At 43.0% G+C, this 19,908-nt stretch carries 19 protein-coding genes and 1 pseudogene; 19 read left to right on the top strand and 1 reads right to left on the bottom strand.

The window, feature by feature from the left end; all coding sequences use genetic code 11:
* The first annotated feature begins 4 nt into the window (after positions 1 to 4).
* From DI392_RS13045 to DI392_RS13075, 7 genes are all read left to right on the top strand, one after another.
* On the top strand, positions 5 to 325 hold the full coding sequence (locus tag DI392_RS13045) for a hypothetical protein (RefSeq protein ID WP_041154752.1): 321 nt from the start codon (positions 5 to 7) through the stop codon (positions 323 to 325).
* Positions 322 to 837: a S26 family signal peptidase gene (locus DI392_RS13050; RefSeq protein WP_041154751.1), complete on the top strand. Its 516-nt coding sequence runs from the start codon at positions 322 to 324 to the stop codon at positions 835 to 837. The genes DI392_RS13045 and DI392_RS13050 overlap by 4 nt, the downstream gene beginning before the upstream one ends.
* Positions 800 to 2,068 (top strand): TrbC family F-type conjugative pilus assembly protein, encoded by a 1,269-nt coding sequence (locus DI392_RS13055; protein ID WP_041154750.1) that lies wholly within the window; start codon positions 800 to 802, stop codon positions 2,066 to 2,068. The genes DI392_RS13050 and DI392_RS13055 overlap by 38 nt, the downstream gene beginning before the upstream one ends.
* Complete coding sequence (locus DI392_RS13060) at positions 2,065 to 2,769, top strand: EAL domain-containing protein (RefSeq protein ID WP_014386721.1); 705 nt, start codon at positions 2,065 to 2,067, stop codon at positions 2,767 to 2,769. Before DI392_RS13055 ends, DI392_RS13060 begins: the two co-directional genes overlap by 4 nt.
* Positions 2,766 to 3,773, top strand: coding sequence for a TraU family protein (locus DI392_RS13065; RefSeq protein ID WP_014386722.1), 1,008 nt, complete (start codon positions 2,766 to 2,768; stop codon positions 3,771 to 3,773). The genes DI392_RS13060 and DI392_RS13065 overlap by 4 nt, the downstream gene beginning before the upstream one ends.
* Positions 3,774 to 3,968: 195 nt before the next feature.
* Positions 3,969 to 6,749 (top strand): conjugal transfer mating pair stabilization protein TraN, encoded by a 2,781-nt coding sequence (gene traN, locus DI392_RS13070; protein WP_014386723.1) that lies wholly within the window; start codon positions 3,969 to 3,971, stop codon positions 6,747 to 6,749.
* Between the two features lie 227 nt (positions 6,750 to 6,976).
* Positions 6,977 to 8,305 (top strand): hypothetical protein, encoded by a 1,329-nt coding sequence (locus tag DI392_RS13075; protein WP_014386730.1) that lies wholly within the window; start codon positions 6,977 to 6,979, stop codon positions 8,303 to 8,305.
* 100 nt (positions 8,306 to 8,405) lie between these two features.
* On the opposite strand, the gene DI392_RS13080 is transcribed toward DI392_RS13075, so the two are convergent.
* Positions 8,406 to 9,080, bottom strand: a complete 675-nt coding sequence (locus DI392_RS13080; protein ID WP_014386731.1) for a DUF1845 domain-containing protein — start codon at positions 9,078 to 9,080, stop codon at positions 8,406 to 8,408.
* A gap of 296 nt (positions 9,081 to 9,376) precedes the next feature.
* Here DI392_RS13080 and DI392_RS13085 point away from each other — a divergent pair, with 296 nt between their 5' ends.
* From DI392_RS13085 to DI392_RS13130, 12 genes and pseudogenes are all read left to right on the top strand, one after another.
* Entirely contained in the window at positions 9,377 to 9,700 is a 324-nt protein-coding gene (locus DI392_RS13085) for a hypothetical protein (RefSeq protein WP_014386732.1), read from the top strand.
* Positions 9,701 to 9,865: 165 nt separating this feature from the next.
* Positions 9,866 to 10,087 (top strand): hypothetical protein, encoded by a 222-nt coding sequence (locus DI392_RS13090; RefSeq protein ID WP_014386733.1) that lies wholly within the window; start codon positions 9,866 to 9,868, stop codon positions 10,085 to 10,087.
* A gap of 262 nt (positions 10,088 to 10,349) precedes the next feature.
* Positions 10,350 to 10,655, top strand: a complete 306-nt coding sequence (locus tag DI392_RS13095; RefSeq protein WP_052481498.1) for a hypothetical protein — start codon at positions 10,350 to 10,352, stop codon at positions 10,653 to 10,655.
* 776 nt (positions 10,656 to 11,431) lie between these two features.
* On the top strand, positions 11,432 to 12,403 hold the full coding sequence (locus tag DI392_RS13100; protein WP_014386736.1) for an AAA family ATPase: 972 nt from the start codon (positions 11,432 to 11,434) through the stop codon (positions 12,401 to 12,403).
* A 9-nt stretch (positions 12,404 to 12,412) separates the two neighbouring features.
* Positions 12,413 to 13,294 carry a hypothetical protein gene (locus DI392_RS13105; protein WP_014386737.1) on the top strand — a complete coding sequence of 294 codons (882 nt, stop codon included), beginning with the start codon at positions 12,413 to 12,415 and terminating at the stop codon, positions 13,292 to 13,294.
* Positions 13,295 to 13,359: 65 nt separating this feature from the next.
* A pseudogene (bet, locus tag DI392_RS13110) lies at positions 13,360 to 14,184 on the top strand (phage recombination protein Bet); the annotation flags it as partial.
* A 240-nt stretch (positions 14,185 to 14,424) separates the two neighbouring features.
* Positions 14,425 to 15,435 carry a YqaJ viral recombinase family nuclease gene (locus tag DI392_RS13115; RefSeq protein WP_041154747.1) on the top strand — a complete coding sequence of 337 codons (1,011 nt, stop codon included), beginning with the start codon at positions 14,425 to 14,427 and terminating at the stop codon, positions 15,433 to 15,435.
* A gap of 85 nt (positions 15,436 to 15,520) precedes the next feature.
* Complete coding sequence (locus DI392_RS19625) at positions 15,521 to 15,664, top strand: hypothetical protein (RefSeq protein ID WP_164496844.1); 144 nt, start codon at positions 15,521 to 15,523, stop codon at positions 15,662 to 15,664.
* A gap of 220 nt (positions 15,665 to 15,884) precedes the next feature.
* Complete coding sequence (locus tag DI392_RS19630; protein WP_014386740.1) at positions 15,885 to 16,028, top strand: hypothetical protein; 144 nt, start codon at positions 15,885 to 15,887, stop codon at positions 16,026 to 16,028.
* 83 nt (positions 16,029 to 16,111) lie between these two features.
* Positions 16,112 to 17,416 (top strand): DUF3150 domain-containing protein, encoded by a 1,305-nt coding sequence (locus DI392_RS13120; protein WP_014386741.1) that lies wholly within the window; start codon positions 16,112 to 16,114, stop codon positions 17,414 to 17,416.
* 68 nt (positions 17,417 to 17,484) lie between these two features.
* Positions 17,485 to 19,245: a VWA domain-containing protein gene (locus DI392_RS13125; protein ID WP_014386742.1), complete on the top strand. Its 1,761-nt coding sequence runs from the start codon at positions 17,485 to 17,487 to the stop codon at positions 19,243 to 19,245.
* A 261-nt stretch (positions 19,246 to 19,506) separates the two neighbouring features.
* On the top strand, positions 19,507 to 19,848 hold the full coding sequence (locus DI392_RS13130; RefSeq protein ID WP_041154746.1) for a DUF5983 family protein: 342 nt from the start codon (positions 19,507 to 19,509) through the stop codon (positions 19,846 to 19,848).
* The last annotated feature ends 60 nt before the right edge of the window (positions 19,849 to 19,908 follow it).

A 19,908-nucleotide genomic window follows, 5' to 3' on the forward strand; every position in this document is an offset into this window, starting at 1 on the left:
GATGATGAACTTTAAATCAATTTTAATTGCGGCGTTGTTAGGTGCAGCTGGTGGATTTGGTGGTTCTTATTACTTCATGGTCAAAGAAACCGCAGCACTTCATGACCGATTAGCGTTAACGCCTCCAGTAGTTGTTGTGGATTTCACGAAAATTGCGAGCTCATACCCATCCGGAGCTGATGAGGCTGAGATCGAACAATTGATGCTTAAAACAAACAACGCAATCTTCAAACTCAAAGAAGCGGGGTACTTGATTATTGATGGTGCCGCTACTTTAGGTGCCCCTGAGGATATTTATTTACCTTCGGAGGTAATACTGGAATGAAGCTCATTGTTAGAAAAGAATCTTGGAAGCGATTTGCTTTAAAGGCTGCAATTGTACTTGCTCTTCTTTGGGTTGCTGGGACGTCCTTTGCGGGACGTTACCGAATCGGTTATGACCCTCAATTAGAGCGATGTTTACCTAATCATTCTGTCTACCTTATCGACCTAAAAGATAAAGAACTCCATAGAGATGCTATTTACGCCTTTTCAGCAAAGGGTATGGAGCCACTTTATGATGATGGAACAAGGATGTTAAAAGTCCTTTCCGGGATGCCAGGCGATACTGTTGAAGTCAATAAAAACTGGGAAGTTGTAGTGAACGGAGAGGTTAAACAAGTAGGGTTACAACTGGCTAATAAGTTGAATGTTCCTGCTAGTCATTTCTTTGGGAAAGGTGTTCTTCCAGAGAAACATTATTGGTTTCTCGGGGAAAGTATATCGAGTTTTGATTCACGCTATTGGGGAGATGTAAAAGATGAGCAAATCATTGGCCGCGCATATCCGCTTTTCTAAATTGTCTGTATTAGTTGCGGCCCTCATTTCAAGTTCTGTTTTTGCTAGTAACAGTCCTCTAACTAGCGAGGATATGGCTATCATCGAGCAAGGAAGAGAGTTGGCAGAGAAGGCTCGCCAAATGGAAGAGCTTCCTGTTTGGGCGAAGAATAAAAATCTAGATCAATCTCAGGTAGAAGCACGTCAGTTTTTTCAGCAATTACAAGAATCTGACCCCACGCTGAAAGCAATGGCAGAAAGACAGGCCGAAAAAAGTGTCTACACAGGGCACTCCACTCTTATTTTTGCATCTTACTCATTGGGAAAAGAAGGGCTGAAAGACGTCCTTGATACGGCATCAGGTGAAGATGATGTGGTAGTGGTTTTCCGTGGAATTCCGGATGGTATGAGCATTGGTGATGGCATCAAAGCTGTTCAAAAATTAGCAGAGCAAATGGACCCAGTGCCTAATGTCGTTATCAACTCTGTTTTGTTCCAAAAACATAATGTCACGTCAGTACCAACAATAGTCGTGCTTGAAGAAGAAACTAAGCCTGGACACGATCCCAAAGAACTCGCAAAAGTTACAGGTTTATCGACGCTGGAGTGGATAAGAAAAGAGGTGGATGCTGGTGAGTCTGGCGACTTCGGAGTTCGAGGTCCAGCAGTTGAAATTGCGGAGCAAGACTTTATCGAGAGAGCTAAAGCTCAACTAGCGGGTATTGACTGGGAAGAAAAGAAAGATCAGGCAGTAAAGCGGTTTTGGCATAACCAGCAGTTCAACGAAAGACCACGGGCACCACGATATAGAGAGCGATTGCTTGACCCAAGCATATACCTATCGAAGGACATAAGTACCGCTGAGGGAGTTGTGTTTGCTCGTAAAGGTGAGGTTATAAATCCACTTTGCGCTCACGGCGAAGAGTGTAAGCCGGGAACTCGTCAGTTTACTCAGGCCGTTATCATTTTCGACCCTTTAGATAAAAAGCAAATGGAACTGTTGACTGAACTTGTCCCTAAAGTGCAGCAAGAACGTGGGGTTCAAAGAGTCACATATATTGCTACTCAGTTTGAGCGCGATAGTGGTTGGGATTCATATAAACATGTTACGGACACAGTTGACGCTCCTGTTTATCTGCTTACGCCGGATGTAGTTAATCGCTTCCAAGTCGAGTACACGCCAACAGTAATTACAGCTCAAGGGAATAACTTTTTGGTAAGGGAATTTGATGTTAAGGAGGCTGTGGAATGAACCTGATCCCTGCATTTCAGACGATTACCTCAAATGGTAGCAATACTGTTGGAGCAGAAGTACTTTCTAGATGGCACCATCAAGGTCAAGTCTATGGTCCAGCAGACCACAAAACACCGATTAATTGGGGTATGGTGGATTTAGAGATAATGAAATCTCTGATTCCCCTTGTCCCTGTTATCGAAAGGCTTTACCCCAGTATTTTTATTAACGTATCGCCACAGACATTGAGCTTTTCAGACATGCGAATGAAGTGGTTCAAATTGTTGAAAGAGCTTACAGATAAAGCCCCATTCCAAGTAGTTATAGAAATCACGGAAAAGGTAACACCAGAACAGTTGGATAACGCATGGTCCTTACTTAGTCAGTTCAATGTTGCTTTAGCTATGGATGACTTTGGAGAAGATCACTCATCAGTTAGTCGCCTAACATCTTACTCTTGGCAATTTTGCAAAGTTGAAATAGGACAATTGAAGGGTTTGGCAGGTAACGCGGCGGTTCAGTATTGTCGTCTTAACAACATAACACCGATTGCAGAACGAGTTGAAAGTGTAGCTCAATCAGAAGTGGCAAAACTTCTTGGATTAGAGTGGCAGCAAGGTTTTTTGCATGGCAAACCCGTCACGTTCGACCTTGAAGTGAACTCATTAATAAAACAAGCACAAGTATCTGAGCCAGTTAGAGTTGGAGTTATGTCGTGAATAAAATATTGAATTCAATTTTATTAGTGGCCCTATTTGCCTTGGCGGGGACTGCTAAAGCTGATCCAGGATGCCAGAATGCAGAAGTCATTGGCCCTAAACTTTTTACTGATATCTGTTGGTCATGCATATTTCCGATTCGAGTGGCAGGGGCAACAATGAGCGGAGGTGGTGGTTCTTATCCGTCTGATGCAGTTGGGAGCCCTTTGTGTGCTTGCCAAGATAACAATGGGATACCACGACCAGGTGTAACTACGTCAATGTGGGAACCTGCTCGTTTGGTTGAATTTCAACGAGTTCCAGGGTGCTCTTCTGTGCTTAATGGAACTAGATTCCCCTTTGACAGAACGTTCCAAGGTCATCATGGAGAAGGAACGATGGACGGTGGTGATGGCTCATTTATGCATTATCACTTTTACGCCTTTCCTCTTATGACAATGTTGGAACTGTTCGTGAAGAAGACCTGCAATGCTGATGGTTACTCTGATTTAGATATTATGTACCTGTCCGAGTTAGACCCTACTTGGAACTCTGATGAACTTGCATTTTTTACTAATCCCGAAGCTGCTGCTGTCGCTAATCCTATAGCAGCGGCAGCATGTACAGCTGACGCTGCGGCTGCGAGTATTGGTAAGCCTCTCAAGCAGTTGTTTTGGTGTGCAGGTAGTTGGGGGTCAATTTACCCTTTAAGTGGAAACCAAAATGGTGGAAAAGGGGTGATCAAAGACAGTAGTCTACTTGCAACCCGTGTTCTAACAGCTTTGCATCGTCGAGGTTTGTCATGGAAGACGATGGGTTCTGATGCAATGTGTAATGGTGTCATAAGCCCAACATTACCCAAAACACAATACAAATTTACCTTATTGCATCCAGTCGCAGAAACAAATTCTTCACATGTTATCGGAGAGTCAACGTTAACGTGGGGGATAGGGAAAACAATTCCAGCAATAGGTCAAGATCCTATTTACACGATATGGCGCTGGAATGATTGTTGTAATAACTAAAGCTCAACAAAGAAATCACTAATAACTAGCCCCGTTTTGGGGCTTTTTCTTTATATGGAGGACATGAGCAGCGTAGGTAAACGACCCCAGTGTTGTCCAAAATGGACAGTTCCACAGTCTAAAGAAACTCGGTCGGGCGACTATCATGGCGATATATGTTGAGGGGTAATAAGAACGGGTTACAGGAATAAAGTAATGAGAAATTATACAAGGTTGATGAGGGCTGTCGCTTCTCTGCTAATAGTGACAACCCCTTTCTTGCCGATACATGCCTATGCTAACGGCAATAGCGCTAGTGAGGCAGGACGAGAAGCGCAAGTTTTAGCAAATGATTTAGTGTCTTCGTTCAAGTCCGCTCCAGGAGGAGTTAACAACGGAAATATTAGTTTTCCAACACTTGAAAATGGTCAATTTCAAAATGGTGGTGGAACTATAAATGTAAATGATTTATTTCCGGGTACAAGCAGCTCCAATAGTGACCCTTCAAGTTATTACTTCCCAGATGGAAACCCGAACTTAGGTGAACTAGAAGGTGTCTATAATGACAACAATGGTATGGATTCTATTGGTGGTAATGCAAAAAGCTCTCTATGGAGTGATGCTAATAGTGGGAGCCCCACCATATCAGGAGCAGCCTACAAAGTTCTCTTGGATGCAACAAACCAATCAAAGCCTGATTTCAGCAATGACCCCTTGATGAACCTTAGTAAGAAAACCTATGAAGACATTGATGTGATATCAGAAGGTTTTGGTGATTGTTCTGCTGAAACAATCATTAACAACAATACAATTGCAACGCATATACCAGATTATAGAACTTGTGAAAGGGTAACGGATAAAAGTGCCGATTGTGAAGTGTTGCATGAGTATGACGCTGAAATCATAAAATACCATGATGGCCCATTTAACATTAAGCCGTGTGGGGATGATTGTATTGAACTTTGGATCGGTAAAGTTGGCGATAACTACTGGTCAGGCTGGTGTACAATCTATGAGCAGGCAACACAGGTTAGAGTTGATAATCCTGATGCAATCATTTCAGCGACACTAGAATATGCTAAGTGGGATGACTATATGCAAGTATTAGTAGGTCCTCCTGGCAGTGAAAACAAAGTATGGCAAGGTCCGAATAGTAACTTCCCCCCAGAAACTCCCGGTGCATGTGAGCTAAGTACAAGTTGGCAAACTAACCCCAACACTGATGTGACGTCTCACTTTAAAAACACAAAACCAGGCGATGTGGTTAGTTTTAAAATCAGAGTTTCTGTTGCTGGTAATGGTGAAGGTTTTGGTCGGATAAAAATTAAGTACGATCGTTCAAAAGCAGTATTCAAAGACACATGGACCCCGCAGAGTTGTCTCGATGCAGCTGTAGGTATCCGAGATGGTTTTGCTTCTGGTCAATTCTCTTGTATTGAGCAACCATCTGATGTAAATGCGTCTGGTTGTGTAGTAAAAAATGGATTTAAAGTTTGCGAGGACATGTTGAGTGAGCCTCCTTTGCCTGGGATACCTAAGTTATGCACAAAAGTCAGAGTAAAAGCTGACTATGACTTCTACAAGGGGCAAATGGAGTGTTGGACTGACCCACAAGGAGAAATACAGTGCCCAAATAATCAAGGTGGCAACCTTGATTCATGTAAGGTTCTGGAAGATAACCCGCAGTGCGGTTTTGTTAGTTCTAAGTGTGTGGAAGGTGCTCAGGGAAGTTCAGGAACATGTTATGTGCAAGAAGATACCTTTGATTGCGGGACGGATGTTGATGTACCTACTTTAGACAAAGAAACAAACTTTACATGTGGTGGGCCAATAAAATGCATGGGTGACGAGTGCTTAGACGTTAATAAGACACAAAGTACCGACTTTGCCAGAGCTGCCGCACTGCTGAATGCTGCTCAGTTTATGACACAAGATATGGCGTGTACTGGTACTGATGGTAACGATAACCCAACAGGTACAGAAAACGTTATTTGTAAGGCTTTTGGTGGCGATCCAGGTGAATGTAAAAAAGCTGTTGGGGGGGCTCAGGATTGTTGTGAGAAACCAAGCGGCCTATCTATGGGAGACTATCTGACTCTTATGATGTCAGTTCCTAAACTGGATGGTGCCATTATGTCACTGGATAACGGCAGTGCAATTAAAGGTGCTTATCAAGCCATCCGTGATCCAGCCATTAGTGGTTGGACCGAAATCACCAAGCCGTTCACTTCATATATTGAGAACATTACAGGTGCGATTGACAACTTTACTAAACCAATCACTGACTTGGCAAAAGAGGCAATTCAGGCTCTCAAAGATGAAATCACCAAAATAACCAGTAAAGCTCTAGGGAATGCATCTGCATCAGGAAGCGCTGGTGTACCAGCTGGCGCATCGGAAGGTATGATGGAGCAAATGGTAGGACAACAGGCAGCGAGTGTACTAAGTGGTATTATGGCCGCGTATACCGCTTATGTTGTGGCTATGATGATCATTCAAATAGTTTGGAAGTGTGAAGAAGAAGAGTTTGAATTGAATGCAAAAAGAGCATTGAATAGCTGCACTAAGGTTGGTTCATATTGCAAATCAAAAGTGCTGGGAGCATGTATCGAAAAACGCGAAGCATACTGCTGTTTTAGCTCTCCACTATCACGAATTATTCAGGAGCAAGTAAGACCTCAGTTAGGAATGAACTTCGGCCCTGCAAAAGCTCCTCAGTGCGATGGTATTCCACTGGATCGTTTATCTGAGATTGACTGGACACAGGTAAATCTGGATGAATGGTTAGCTTTGCTGAGAGTTAATGGTCACTTTGACGATCCTGCTGGTATGACTTTAGACCGCCTTACTGGATCTGGTAGTGCGTTTAATGTTGATGGAACTCGACTTAATGCTCAAGAGCGAGCTGAGGAGAGATTGAAGGGGTCTGATCTCGATAAAACAAGAAAAGATGCGGGAGACTCCATCCTTCCAGATACAGGTGCTCCAGGTTATTAAAAAGACCAGTTGTATACACATTAAAGGCGCTCCCATTTTGAGCGCCTTTTTTCTTGTTTGAAATATTCGCTGAACCTGTTAGATTAAATCCATGAGGTTTGAGCGTTTCCCTCGGCATCCACCAGTGCCAAAACGTGATACCGCAAACCAGTTAACCTGAAACTAATGGCTGTGTTTGCGCGAGGTGGACGTAGCAAAAATTTTAAGCCAAGTGAAGGGATTAACTTATGGATACTCCATACCCAATTTATCCGTCTCAAACGGATGCATTCAAAAATATCGCCAAGTCATTTGCATCTCTTATAGCAAAAGAGTCCAAAACCAAAGTTCTGAGCGCATTCAAACGTAATGACTGGCTGGCTCAGTCTTTAGGCTATAAAGGACACGCAGATTTACTTCAATCGACTCAGTTTCGAAAGCAGGCCGACCAAGGCGAACCTTTAAGGTGCTTTCTTCACGAGAGCATTCGAACTGCGATCAGTCAAACATTCTCGTCAAAGATGCCAGATATACCTCCTCAAATTATTGAAAGGGCAAGTTTAGAAATGAAAGACGCCGAAGTGGTTTTGTCTAATACTCACCCAGAAGCAAAATTGCCTATGATGCTTGATGAAGGGAGTAAGTATTTTTCTGGGTCATTCGAGAAAATACGAGATGAAATAAACGCTGCGGCAACGCGAAAAAATTATGTGCCTGTTCTAAAGCTCGATTTTTCAGAATCACCATTCAATGTATACGCAGTACTTATGGAACATTCTGCCCTAAAAGCATTTAAGGTAGATCCTAATCGCCGCGATGTAGAATTGATTTATCTCAAGCCCAAAGGTGATACATCTAGTAGTAATTGGAAAATTAGAGCTTCACTAGATGTTTGGGGAGCGGAAACGATCCCTGCTGACGTGCTAAATGACTGGTGTGTTTTCCGTGACTGGTTATTGCAATTCAATCTCGTTGGCCGTACTCATATCTCTGAGAGATTGAAAGATCATAGATTTATTACTTTCCACACGCAGAGTCATCCTGAATACACACTTGAAAAGTTGTACGGAGATCTGAACAGTGAAGAAGATAAAAATCTGTTGTACGCATTGTTAAACCCTAACAAACGATTGATGAATGATGAATCGTCACGAATTGATAGTCGTGGTAATGGCTTCAACAGTACATTGAAATACTCATCGGAAATTTTAAAGATGATTTCGGGAGAAAAGGGTAGCAACAACCAGCGAGGCTGGACAATTGATGGTGTGTTTGAAAATGAAGCGATAGAACACTATGAGCCCATTCAATCAGGTTATGCTTTCCGATTAAAAGGTATGTCCACGGTAGTTACAGTGACATTGACGCCGAACGCAGAGACTGGCTGGGTCGATTACAAGCTGAGTCACTACATTAAAACTCCAGAACAAATGAGCAAATATGTTCCAAGTAGACAATCGGGTGACTATCTTGAGTATGCCTTGCAACGTGGAGTAACAACGATTACCGATTTTTATAAAATCGCAGTACGCAATGGTCACATTCCAGATGACTCGTGGCTAATAGCGAATAGTTAAAGTTAATGATGACATTTTTGACTTTCACATGTGAAAGTGAGAAACACAAAAAAGCCCTTCTGTTGTAGAAGGGCTCTCAATAGATAACCGACATAAAGCGTTAAGCTGCCTTTTCATCTTCCCCAGATTCAGCATTGTCGGCTTCGGATGCAATTTCTTCATCAGTAGTTTCTTGAGTTGGAGCAGCTGCTTCAACTTCATCTTTCTTGCCTTTGGAGTGCGCTGAGATGCGAGCTCTCTTCTCAATACCAATAATTCGGCCAGCAAGTTTGATTAAGCGTTGTTGCCATTGATAAGTGGCGTCTTTGCGCTGTTTGCTTGTGAGGATACTATTTAGCCATAGAGTATCGACTAACAACATCAAGTTATCTAACTTGCGCACTAGGTGAGCAAATTGAGCTACTTGTGGTGAGTTGATCTCGATATCGTACTGGTTTGGGCTTGTATATTCTGGAGCGCCTTCAATTCCGTTGTCTTCCATCAGCTTTTGTAGCTGATTAGTGGCGGTATCAAGATCAACGGATACTTTCTCGATGTGCTCCTGGATGATGCTTTCTACTTGGTCAATTTCATCTTGTTCACCAATGATTCGCAAAATAACATCAATCGAAAACAGTGAATCGGAAACGCGCTGAAAGCTGCGTTCGACTACACGTTGAGCTTGCAGACTGTTCACTTTCAGCACTCGTTTGAATACAGGGCGAGAAAGGTCCGCATTGTTGCGCTCTTTTTTGGTTGGTTGTTGTTCCAAAGAGGTTTCTGCTAAGTCTGTCATTTCTTTCTCCTTCAATTGAATACAGATACAGATAAACGCAGATACAGGATAAAAGGTCTATTGACGAATCCTTAGCTACAAATGTGCCCAGAACGGGCAGATAGAACGATTTATTACATTTTACGAGAAGTGCTATAGTAAAGACTCTTTAGTCGCTCTGCGGCTTTATGTGAGATAGCTGGTCTCCACAAACAATCAGCATTAATCATATGCCGTATGGCATTTCAAAACCCAATCGGGGGAACAATACCCCGACCAAGGGTGTTGCTCCCCTTAGTTTTATAAGGAGTAACACCATGCACATCATCACTTTCGTTTTTGTTATCGTAGCTAGTCTTGGCGCATTGTACGTAGGAGCAATGGTATTTGCGAAAGCATTTACTTTTCTTGCGTTGCAGTTCCAGAACTTAGGTTTGTTCTTTTGGAACAAAGCGAGTAACAAAGCGCGGTCTGTACAGGCCGTTATCAAAGAAAAAGCTGAACAAAAAGCGAAAGCTGTTCAGACTGCTGTTGTTCCTGAGCCTGCTCAAGAACAACCGACTCCGGCTAAACCTGTCGATGAATATGCTTATCTAGAAATTCCAACGTATATCCGTAAAGGAAAAACGCTGGTTTGGTAAGTAGATCTTTAAGGGTATAGCTCAACCAAAAGACTTGACTGATGAGATGTACAACACGTACATCTCATCTTTCATCTCTAAAAATAAAAACCCTGACGGGGGCAACTACCCCGTAGGGGTGAGTTTGTCTCTGTCGTTTAAAAACGTTCAAAAAGGAGACAAATCATGAACAAAATTACATTTACTTTCTGGAAAGCCATCTTGAATGTAGTGCTGGGCTTAGGTACTGGTGCTGTTATTACTGGTGGTATTGGTCTTATGACTGGTGGTGTACATCCCGCAGCTGTGCTCGGAGCTAATGTCGCTGCTGTTGTTATGGGATTAGTTTTCATGGCAGCTTACGTTGTTGGTTCTATCATTCTGGTAGCATTTAGTGACAGTGGATAAATAGGCTCAATTTTGAGCTTAATTTTCGTTAGGATCTGAATGACACTTTGAGGACAGAACAATGACAACAGGAAGCCTGTTATATTTTTCGCTCATCTTGGGGGGCCTGATAGCTATCATTGTTATTGGGTTGATAACCAAGAAGATTGTAGAAAAAAAGTTAAACAAAAAGCACGATAATCGTGATCAGTAATTTAACCCTGGCGGGGGACCTACCCCAGAAGGGATAGGGTATCTCTGCTTAACAAGCAAGGTAACTTATATGAATACTGTACACTTTTGTGGATATGATTGTGATGTAAGAAAGATCCAATATCCAAATCAACAATTAGCTCTAGAGCTGGTGGCCTCGGACACAAAGAATAATAGTCAGCAAGGTATTATTCCTGGAGAGCCAGTTTGTGTTGCAACGGTTTGTTTGCCTGATTTCAAGTTCAAGCCACACCAGTCAGCGATCTCAGAGATTACTCTGAGTTGGCTGGTATTCTGGATGTACTTGAAGAAGCAAAAATTGTTAAACGCACAGGTCAGCAATTACCCACGGGGTATGTATCTGTTCCTGTTGTGAATGTGTTGATTTAGCTTTATAGCCATGATAAACAAGCTCCAATGGGGCTTGTTTTCAAAGCATGTAGTGGTACGTGTTTTGAAAACAAGCGTCATAGGAGTCATGTATGGTAAAAAACATGCCAGTATCAGGTATTGCTTTTAGCGGTACTCAGGTATTTGGCGTTTCAAATTCAAAGCCTCCATAACCTGGCTCTTTGTTACACAATGAAGGACACAGGCTAAGGAGGACAGTTCATGCCAAGTAAGATCCAATACAAATTACGTCCCTTTTTATACAGCAATAGTTCACTGTCTCTGAGTAGCGTGTGTTTCGTTTTCCATTATGTAAATGTTCATTCAAAGCAAATTGGGTCAGGAGAATTATTGCATTGGGGATAAGATAGTATGAGAGTTCACTTGTATGATGATTGCGTGGGTGTGTTGTATTTAGCCAGTGGCCGAACGATATCTATCAATCCACGACAATTTTGTAGTGTTATTGAAGCTCAAGAGGTTATTACTGACTGGGCTAAGCGTTTAGGTATTATTGGTCAAAATGACACTATATCCGCGTATTCATAATCAAATTCGGCCCAGTTTAGGGCCGAACTTACCAAGTCTTTTTAGGCATACGACAATTATGCCTAAAAAGATTTTTGCTCTCATCTGAGAGTGAAGATGCGATAGCTGGTCGCTAAAAACAAACAGCAATTAACGTTAATTGAAATAGCCCAACCGGGCACACTTAGCCCGGTACGGGTCTAGGTGTGCCCACAACCAATTAGGAGCGCACCTATGTCTCAACAATATGCAAACTTCAAAGTACGTGATGTTTTTGGTATGCCGGATATTCCGGAAAAGATTCTCGCTAAAGGCTATGCCGATAGCAGCAATCCTTTTATTCCACAAACTCACGCCGATTACGTTTTCCGAAAGGAGTTCTTGAGAGAATGCTTAGCATTTTTGAATGATCCCTGCGGTGATGCGTACTATGTCACCGGACCAACAGGTTCTGGTAAAACTTCTGGCATTACAGAAATTACAGGGCGTCTCAACTGGCCTGTGCAACAAATTACGGCTAATGGTCGTTTAGAGTTCACAGATTTAGTTGGACATCATGCCTTGATTTCACCAAAGCCTGGAGAAACTCCCGTCATGCAATTCATGTATGGCCCTTTAGCAATCGCTATGCGTGAAGGCCATGTCCTCCTCATTAACGAGGTTGATTTGGTTGACCCAGCAGAGCTTTCCGGTTTAAACGACATTCTTGAAGGTCGTCCACTGGTTATCGCTCAGAATGGTGGAGAAATCATCAAACCACATCCAATGTTCCGCGTTATTGTCACTGGTAACAGTACAGGCTCAGGTGATCCATCAGGATTATACCAAGGCGTAATGATGCAGAACTTGGCCGCAATGGATCGTTATCGTTTCTCTGTTGTGCCATATATGGCAGAGCAAGATGAACGCGGCGTTCTGGAGCGAGTAGTTCCTCGTCTTCCTGACAACATTCGTAATGGTATGGTTCGAATTGCTAATGAAATTCGTAAACTATTTATGGGTGAAAACGGGGATGATGGACAAATCAGCATCACAATGTCTACGCGGACACTTGTGCGCTGGGCAAAACTAACGTTGCAATTTCGTGGTGCGCCAAATGCCATTGAGTATGCCTTACAACAATCATTGCTAATCCGAGCCTCAAGTGAGGAGAAAGAAGCTGTCATTCGCATAGCGAAAGACGTTTTCGGTGAGCAGTGGCGATAGGGGGATCTCATGGATACGCAAAACATGATTTGCAAACGTTACATCCGTGAACGTGGAACGACTATCGACAAGGTAATGCTTGGTTACAAGCCAGTTCAATGGTCCATCGATCCTGATGGGCCAACTGAATACCAATTGGTAGAGTTCTTTGAGTTAAACGGGTGGAAAGAGACTATCTTGCTCGATGGGCAGATAATCAGAGCCACCAGCTTAGATACGATTCCTGTCACCGTGAAAGAGAAAGAAAATCAGCATGTTGATGATCTGCTTAAAGAGGGGTACTCCTTCCTCGATGAAGTGCAGGTAAACGCCACAACAAAAGCTGTGTCTTCTCTTGAAGCCGAAACAGAATCAAAAGATGGTTACTCACTGAGCTGGTTGTTGTCATCGCCTGTTGATGCTTCAAATCATGCTCTACTCCGAGGGTTTATTGTCGGGGTCTTTACTGATGGTGCATCAAAGCTTGGCTTCGATGTTGCCAGAGAGAAAGGATCTCAATCTCAATTACCTGATGTTTTAATGAGAACCAATAAAGGGTATGAGCTAACTGTAAAAAGCGGCGCTAGCGAAAACACCATCTGTCCAACGATGTTGGAAGGTGCTGGGACGCTAACTGCTTCGGATGGCTATGAGCCTTTACTGATGTTCATTTATTTACAACGCAGATTTGAGCAGGAGTTTTTTAAAGATGATGAAAAACGCTTGGTTAAAATCTGTGGAGAAGATGGTGATCTGTTTATTTATGACGGATTTGATTCTTTGGAAGGAATATTTTTTGAGTTCGGATGGAATTACAACGAAGTTAGAGAAGCGGCAGAACGTCTTGGTTTAGTCGCCGAACTATTTCGATTGGATAACATTGATTGCGAAACCGAAGATTCCTATTTTTAACCCCTAGAGGGGCACTGTGCCCTAAGGGGTCATGGTGTCCCTTCCATCTCAACGGAGAGAACACCATGTCTACAAAACCAGAAACGAAATCATTAGTTGAAAGAATGGCTCAGCGGTTTGGGGTTGATGCTAAGAAGTTTTTTGAAACTTTAAAGCTAACAGCCTTTAAGCAGCGAGACGGAAGCGCACCAACTGATGAGCAGATGATGGCATTACTCATCGTAGCGGAGCAGTACAATCTGAATCCGTTTACGCGAGAAATATACGCTTTCCCCGATAAAAGCGGCGGCATAGTACCTGTTGTTGGTGTTGATGGCTGGAGCCGGATTGCCAACGAGCACAAGCAATTTGATGGGGTGGAGTTTGAATACTCTGAAAATCTTATTGAAATGCCCGGAGCAAAGGTGAAATGTCCAGAATGGGTGGAGTGTATCGTTTACAGAAAGGACCGTACACGGTCTATACGTATTCGAGAATATCTTGATGAAGTCTATCGTCCACCAGTCGAAGCAACGGGTCAGTACGGTCCTTACACTGTTATTGGCCCTTGGCAGACTCACACGAAACGACAGTTACGACACAAAGGCTTTATCCAAGGTCTGCGTATCGGTTTGGGGTTTTCTGGAATTTACGATCAAGATGAAGCTGAACGCATAATTGAAGGTGAAGCGCATGTTGTATCGTCAGAACAAACCACAAAACAACCAGCTGTCATTGAAGCCTCAAGTCCATTGGCCTTGGAGCATAAAAAGAAAATGGACCCACTTTTAAAACAACTTGCAGATAGAGCTATTGCGCAAAATGCGTGGTCAGCAACTCACGAGTATGTTGAAAGTCGGTTCTCTGGTGCCGAGTTGGAGTATGCGGTTCAATATTTGCGTGATGCAGAGATTGATAGCATGGAACCAGCTGTAACCCAAAAAGCTTCTATCCAGGAAAAGGGAAATGTTGACGATGTTCAATCTGAGTTACCAGATGAGCCGATTCAGCATGATCCTGATCCTATAGAAGAAGGTTTGCACGAACCTGATCCTGAACTGGAAGAGGGTGGTGACGGCAACTACTTTTAACCCCTTGCGGGGGAGTTCCCCCGCGATGGGGACTCCTCCTGTTAAATACAGGAGAGAGCTATGAAAATCGTCAATCTATCTCAAAGGAGCGAACAATGGTTGGAATGGCGTAAAGGTGGTATTACTGCTACTGACGCCTGCATCCTACTAAATCGTTCTCCTTATAAAACGGAATGGCGACTCTGGGCTGAAAAAACAGGCTATGCTCGTGAAGTCGATCTAAGTCTAAACCCTCTGGTGCGCCAAGGGGTTGAAAACGAAGATAAAGCAAGACGTGCATTTGAGGAGAAGTACAATGATATTCTCTTACCTGTTTGTGTCGAGTCAGTTCAATATCCATTGTTTAGAGCATCGCTCGATGGTCTACGAGGCAATGGTGAACCTGCTGAACTGAAATGTCCTAGCGAAACGGTCTGGAACGATGTTTGTTCTGAACTAAAAAACAGCAAGGCTTATCAGTTATATTACCCTCAAGTTCAACATCAGTTGTTAGTTACTGGTGCAAAGCAAGGGTGGCTAGTTTTCTACCGAAATGGGCAACTCAAGGAGTTTGTTATCACCCGAGATGAGCCTATGATAAAAGAAATTGTGGCTAAGGGCACAATCTTCTGGAAAAGAGTCACTGAGCGTAAAGAGCCTGAGAAAGACCCCAAGCGAGATCTTTTTATACCGCAAGGTAAGGAAGTGAACGAGTGGATTTACGAAGCGGAGCAGTACCGACTTTATGACGCAGAAATTAAGCAGTTGGAAGATAGGTTGCAAGCGTTGAAAGATAAGCGGCAACCTCACCTTGATAAAATGAAATCTTTGATGGGTGAATATTTCCATGCGGATTATTGCGGTGTAATGATCACTAAGTACAAAGCCGCTGGTCGGGTAAATTACCAAAAGCTACTTGAAGAAAAAGGTTCGAATATTAAGCCTGAGGATTTTAACTCGTATAGAGAGGAGACCTCAGAGCGTTACCGAGTAACGGTTACAGGCTCTGTTAACCCGAGGTACATTCAAGATGAAGAGGTTTTAGCCCCTTTAAACGATGTGTCTCTAGAAGTAGAGTCAGCCTATTTTTAGGCATAAATAACAAGCCCTTTGGGGCTTGTTTCTAAAGCATATCGCGTCAGTGTGTTTTAGAAACAAGCAACAAAGGGCATCTACAATGAAAACACAGAACTTCAAGCTCATGTACCTACATGGTGGCCGCTGGCTAGAACGTATCTACAAAGATACGATTTATGCCAATGTACAAAGAGTGGCAAACTCTTTCCCAAAAAGTGTTACCTGGTACATTGAGCCTATGTGAAATGTAGACATGAAAGGGGGAATGTATTCCCCCCCCTTTTCCATTGAAGATTGCTTTTTCGGTCTTCAACGGAAAAGGACGAATTCTACTCTCATCGAGAGTGAAGACGCGATAGCTGGTCGCTAAAAACAAACAGCATCAAACTCATTTCAATTTAACCCAACAGGGGAGCTTCTCCTGTTCGGAGTTAGCCTCCTGTCTATTGCACTAGGAGGCAACCATGAAAAACTACAAGCTATGTTATAAAAAGAAAGGTTCTCCGAACTGGATGACCCGAGTATTTAATGACACCTTGTACGACAATGTTCAACGTGTTGGAAATTCATTTCCATCCACCTTTACCTGGATGATTATTCCTGCGTAACTCACTTTAACTTTATAGTCCAACCGGGCACATCATGCCCGGTTCGGGACATGGTGTGCTTTCACTTTGCTGGAGAATAAACCATGTCAAAAGTTAAACATCTCGAAAATCTATGCGTTATTAATGCTGATTTTGATATCTGGAGTGGGCAAACTCGTTTGTCTGCATCTGACTTTAAATTGGGTGCTGGTGGTGAAATTCCACCAGAGAAAGTAGCTCAATTAGGGTCGAAAAAAATCTGTGATCCAGCGAAGCTGAAAGGCTTTCATCGCTTGAAAACAGAAACTCGACGTTTTTTGCTTAGCTATGGTATGCCATTCATGAATGGCTATGCTGTACCCGTAGCAAAAACTGATGAGATTTGCGCCAAGTTGGACAAGATTGACGTCGAAGTTCAACAGTTAAAACACGAGTTCGTTACTGGCTACAACAATGCCGTTGATGAATGGTGTCGAGAAAACCCTGAATACGAGACTGCTATTCGTGCTGGAGCTCTTCCTCGTGAAGAAGTAGAAAAACGAATTGGTTTTGAATATCAGGTGTTTATGGTTCAACCTACTCAAGATGAGCAAAGCGCACACAGACTTAATCGTAAGGTTGAGGAGTTGGGCGATGATCTCATTGCTGAGGTGGTAAATGATGCCAATGATTTTTACAACAAACGTTTAGCTGGGAAGATGCATGTAGCAACAGCTACAGGCGCAACGCTAAAAAACCTACGTGATAAAGTGGATGGACTGTCATTTTTGAACAGCGCATTCACTCCGCTCGTTAGCCTGCTCGATCAAACACTAGCAGGGTACGAAAAGCACGGAGCTGGAAAGCGTAATATTGAAGGTATGTTCGTCTTTCAAATTATGGCCGCTGTATTAATCATGTGTGATCGCAAACGTATTCAAGAATACGCTGGTGGTTCGCTTAGTGTTGATGATGTAGCCAAAACCTTGACCAGAGATGAACTCAGCTCATTAGAGTCTGGAGCTTCTGATCAAGAAGATGAAAGTGAAGGTGTTGAGAGTGATGAGGCACTGGAACAACCATACGTTCAAACGCAAAGCCAAGAAGTTAACCAAGAAGATGGTGAACAAGTTAATAACTTAGAACCTGAAACTATTTTGGATGACTTCGAAGCGTTTTTAGCCAACCGCACATCCAGTGCAAACCAAGATGACGAGGAAGATGATGCTTTGGAAGACAAAAGCGATGTCTCTTCTCAGACTCTGTGGGATGCAGACCTAAATTGTGATGACATTCCAGTGGAAGACTATAGCCAAGACCCAGCAGATTATGTTGGCAAGGACTTTGGTCAATCTCACTCTAATGATCATGTTGTAAGTCAACCTGAACAGCAACCAACTGAGCTTGATGATCAGGATTGTTATTTTTAACCCCCTCGGAAGGGACAACCACCTTTCCGAGGGTGGTTTGTTTCTTCTGTCCAAATTGGAGAAGAAATATGTCTAAAAAACGTACTGTTTATAATGCTTTACCCATCGTAGCTGCTGCTTATGGCGAGAAGTTTGGTGTTAAAGTTGCCTTGGGGTCAGATACCGCAAGCACTGATGGTCAAACTATCGTTATTCCAAATGTTCCAGATGACTATCCAAATATGGATGCTGTTTGGGGCTACTTGGCACATGAAGCTGCACACGTTCGGTTTACGGACTTCAATGTAGAAAGGCGACGCGCCTTGCACGCTCACCTAACAAACGTCATTGAAGATTGTCGTATTGAAAGAGCAATGCCTGGGGTCTATCCAGGAACAGCTTTGACACTGCACGAGATGGCTCGATACATGCTTCAAGCAGGCCATTATGAACCCGTGAGAGATGAAGACCACCCGGCATCCATCCTGTCTGCATACTGCTTGTATTGGTTGCAAACAGTTGGTGTAGGTCAAACTGCATTGCAAGAGCGTTTAGATGGCGCAAAAGCTGTGTTTGAAAGAGTTTTCCCTCAAGGTGTTGTTGTAAGGCTTAATGCCTTGCTACGTAAATGTGTGGACGCCAAATCAACTGCAAACGCTGCATCTCTTGCTGATGACATCATTAAGATGATCGAAGAAGAGAAAGATAGTGAAGAGCAGCAAAATCCGAAATCTCAACGTGAGCAATCACCTGAGCAGAAGGATAAAAGTAGTGACGACTCTCAAAGTCCAAATGGGCAGGAACAGTCGTCATCTAATGGCAATGATGAAAATAGCCAAGAACAACAGGGTGGCAGTAGTGGAGCGCAAAGTGAGCAAAATGAAAATAGCCCCGAAGTTCAAGGTAATAATAGTGAAGAGAACGCGAGCGGTAACAGTTCTCCTCCTAATGCTTCTCAATTGCTACAACAAGTACTAAGCGCTGGAAACAGTGATTTGCCTAAAAATGCGCAAGACGCTTTGAAGCAAGAGCTGAATCTGGTAGCCCAGCAAGAAGGTGATGATCGTTACCAAACAGTACGGTCAGCAATGGATATCCATGATCACAAAGAAGCAGGGCAGCGTCTCAATGGAGATGTGAAAAGTACAACTTCAAAAATCCGACAGCAGCTTTATGGATTGGTGCAAGCCAGCCAAAGAACTGCTCATAGGAACCAAAGAAGTGGAAAGCGTGTAGACACTCGTCAACTACATAAAGTTGTCATTGGAGATACTCGTATTTTCCAGAGACCAGAAGCTAAGAAGCGCCCTAATACAGCGGTTCACATTTTGGTCGATATGAGCTCCTCAATGGATAGCCCTGCCGGAAACGGTAAGCGCAGGGAAGATATTGCAAGGGAAGCCTCTTTAGCTATTGCATTAGCTTTAGAAAGCATTCCAGGGGTTAATCCAGCAGTAACGTTTTTCGGTAACAACTCCAATGTTCCTGTGTACAGCGTTGTAAAGCATGGTCAAAAAGTACAAAACCAAACTGGTAAATTTGTCTTCAATTCACGCGGTGGTACACCGATGGCTGAGGGCATTTGGTATAGCGCATTTGAGCTAACCAAAACCAGAGAGGAACGTAAAATGATGATTGTTGTGACAGATGGTGCGCCGAACAATGCACTGGCTTGTCACAAAGTTATCGGACTGTGCGAAGCCAGTGACATAGAAATGATTGGTATTGGTATTGAAACTACAGCCGTTAATCGACTGTTCAATACGAACATTGTCATCGAGGATGCTGCGGATCTACAAAAAACACTGTTTAAGTTAATGGAGCGATCGTTGACCGCTTTTGCTGCTTAATCAGTCCATGTATTGGCCCTATCCCGTCAGGGACGGGGCCTATTCATTTTAGGCGTCTAACTCCCTGATAGGGGGATAGCGTTGTATATTATTAGGGAGTATTTAATCATGATTATTGGGTATCAAATTGAAGATAAGCATGGTCGTAATTGGCATGACAACATTGACCGCGCTGACAACCCCTGCACGGTTCTAAGTTAGCAAAGTGCCATTAAAGAACTTAAAATACTGCAAAAAACCAGACCTGAACGCGACTTTAGAATGATTGCTGTATTAGAGGGTGACATTGAGTATCCATTTTTTGAATGGTCACTTACTGCGGCTAACGATCAGTATAAGACGCTTGGTGTTAGCATTTGTCATATTCCATTAGATGAGCATGAAGCACTAAATGAGCTATCCTATGCTCCAGACTGCAATATGATAATGGGTCGAAATACTGGCTGGCTCATCAAACTGTACGATGAACCTGAGAACAATCTTGGATATAACGGTATGGGGGAAGAATTTCACAATATCTTAGTTTCGGCAGTTAAAGCTGGGTATCGCATGATTGAAATTGATGCTGATGCTCAAGTTCATGACCAGTTCCCAATATTTTAATAACATTTAATACGCCCAGTCTCTTATCTGGGCTTTTACTTCACACACATTTTGAACCTG

The sequence above is a fragment of the Vibrio albus genome, from assembly GCF_003144035.1.
Classification (GTDB): domain Bacteria; phylum Pseudomonadota; class Gammaproteobacteria; order Enterobacterales; family Vibrionaceae; genus Vibrio; species Vibrio albus.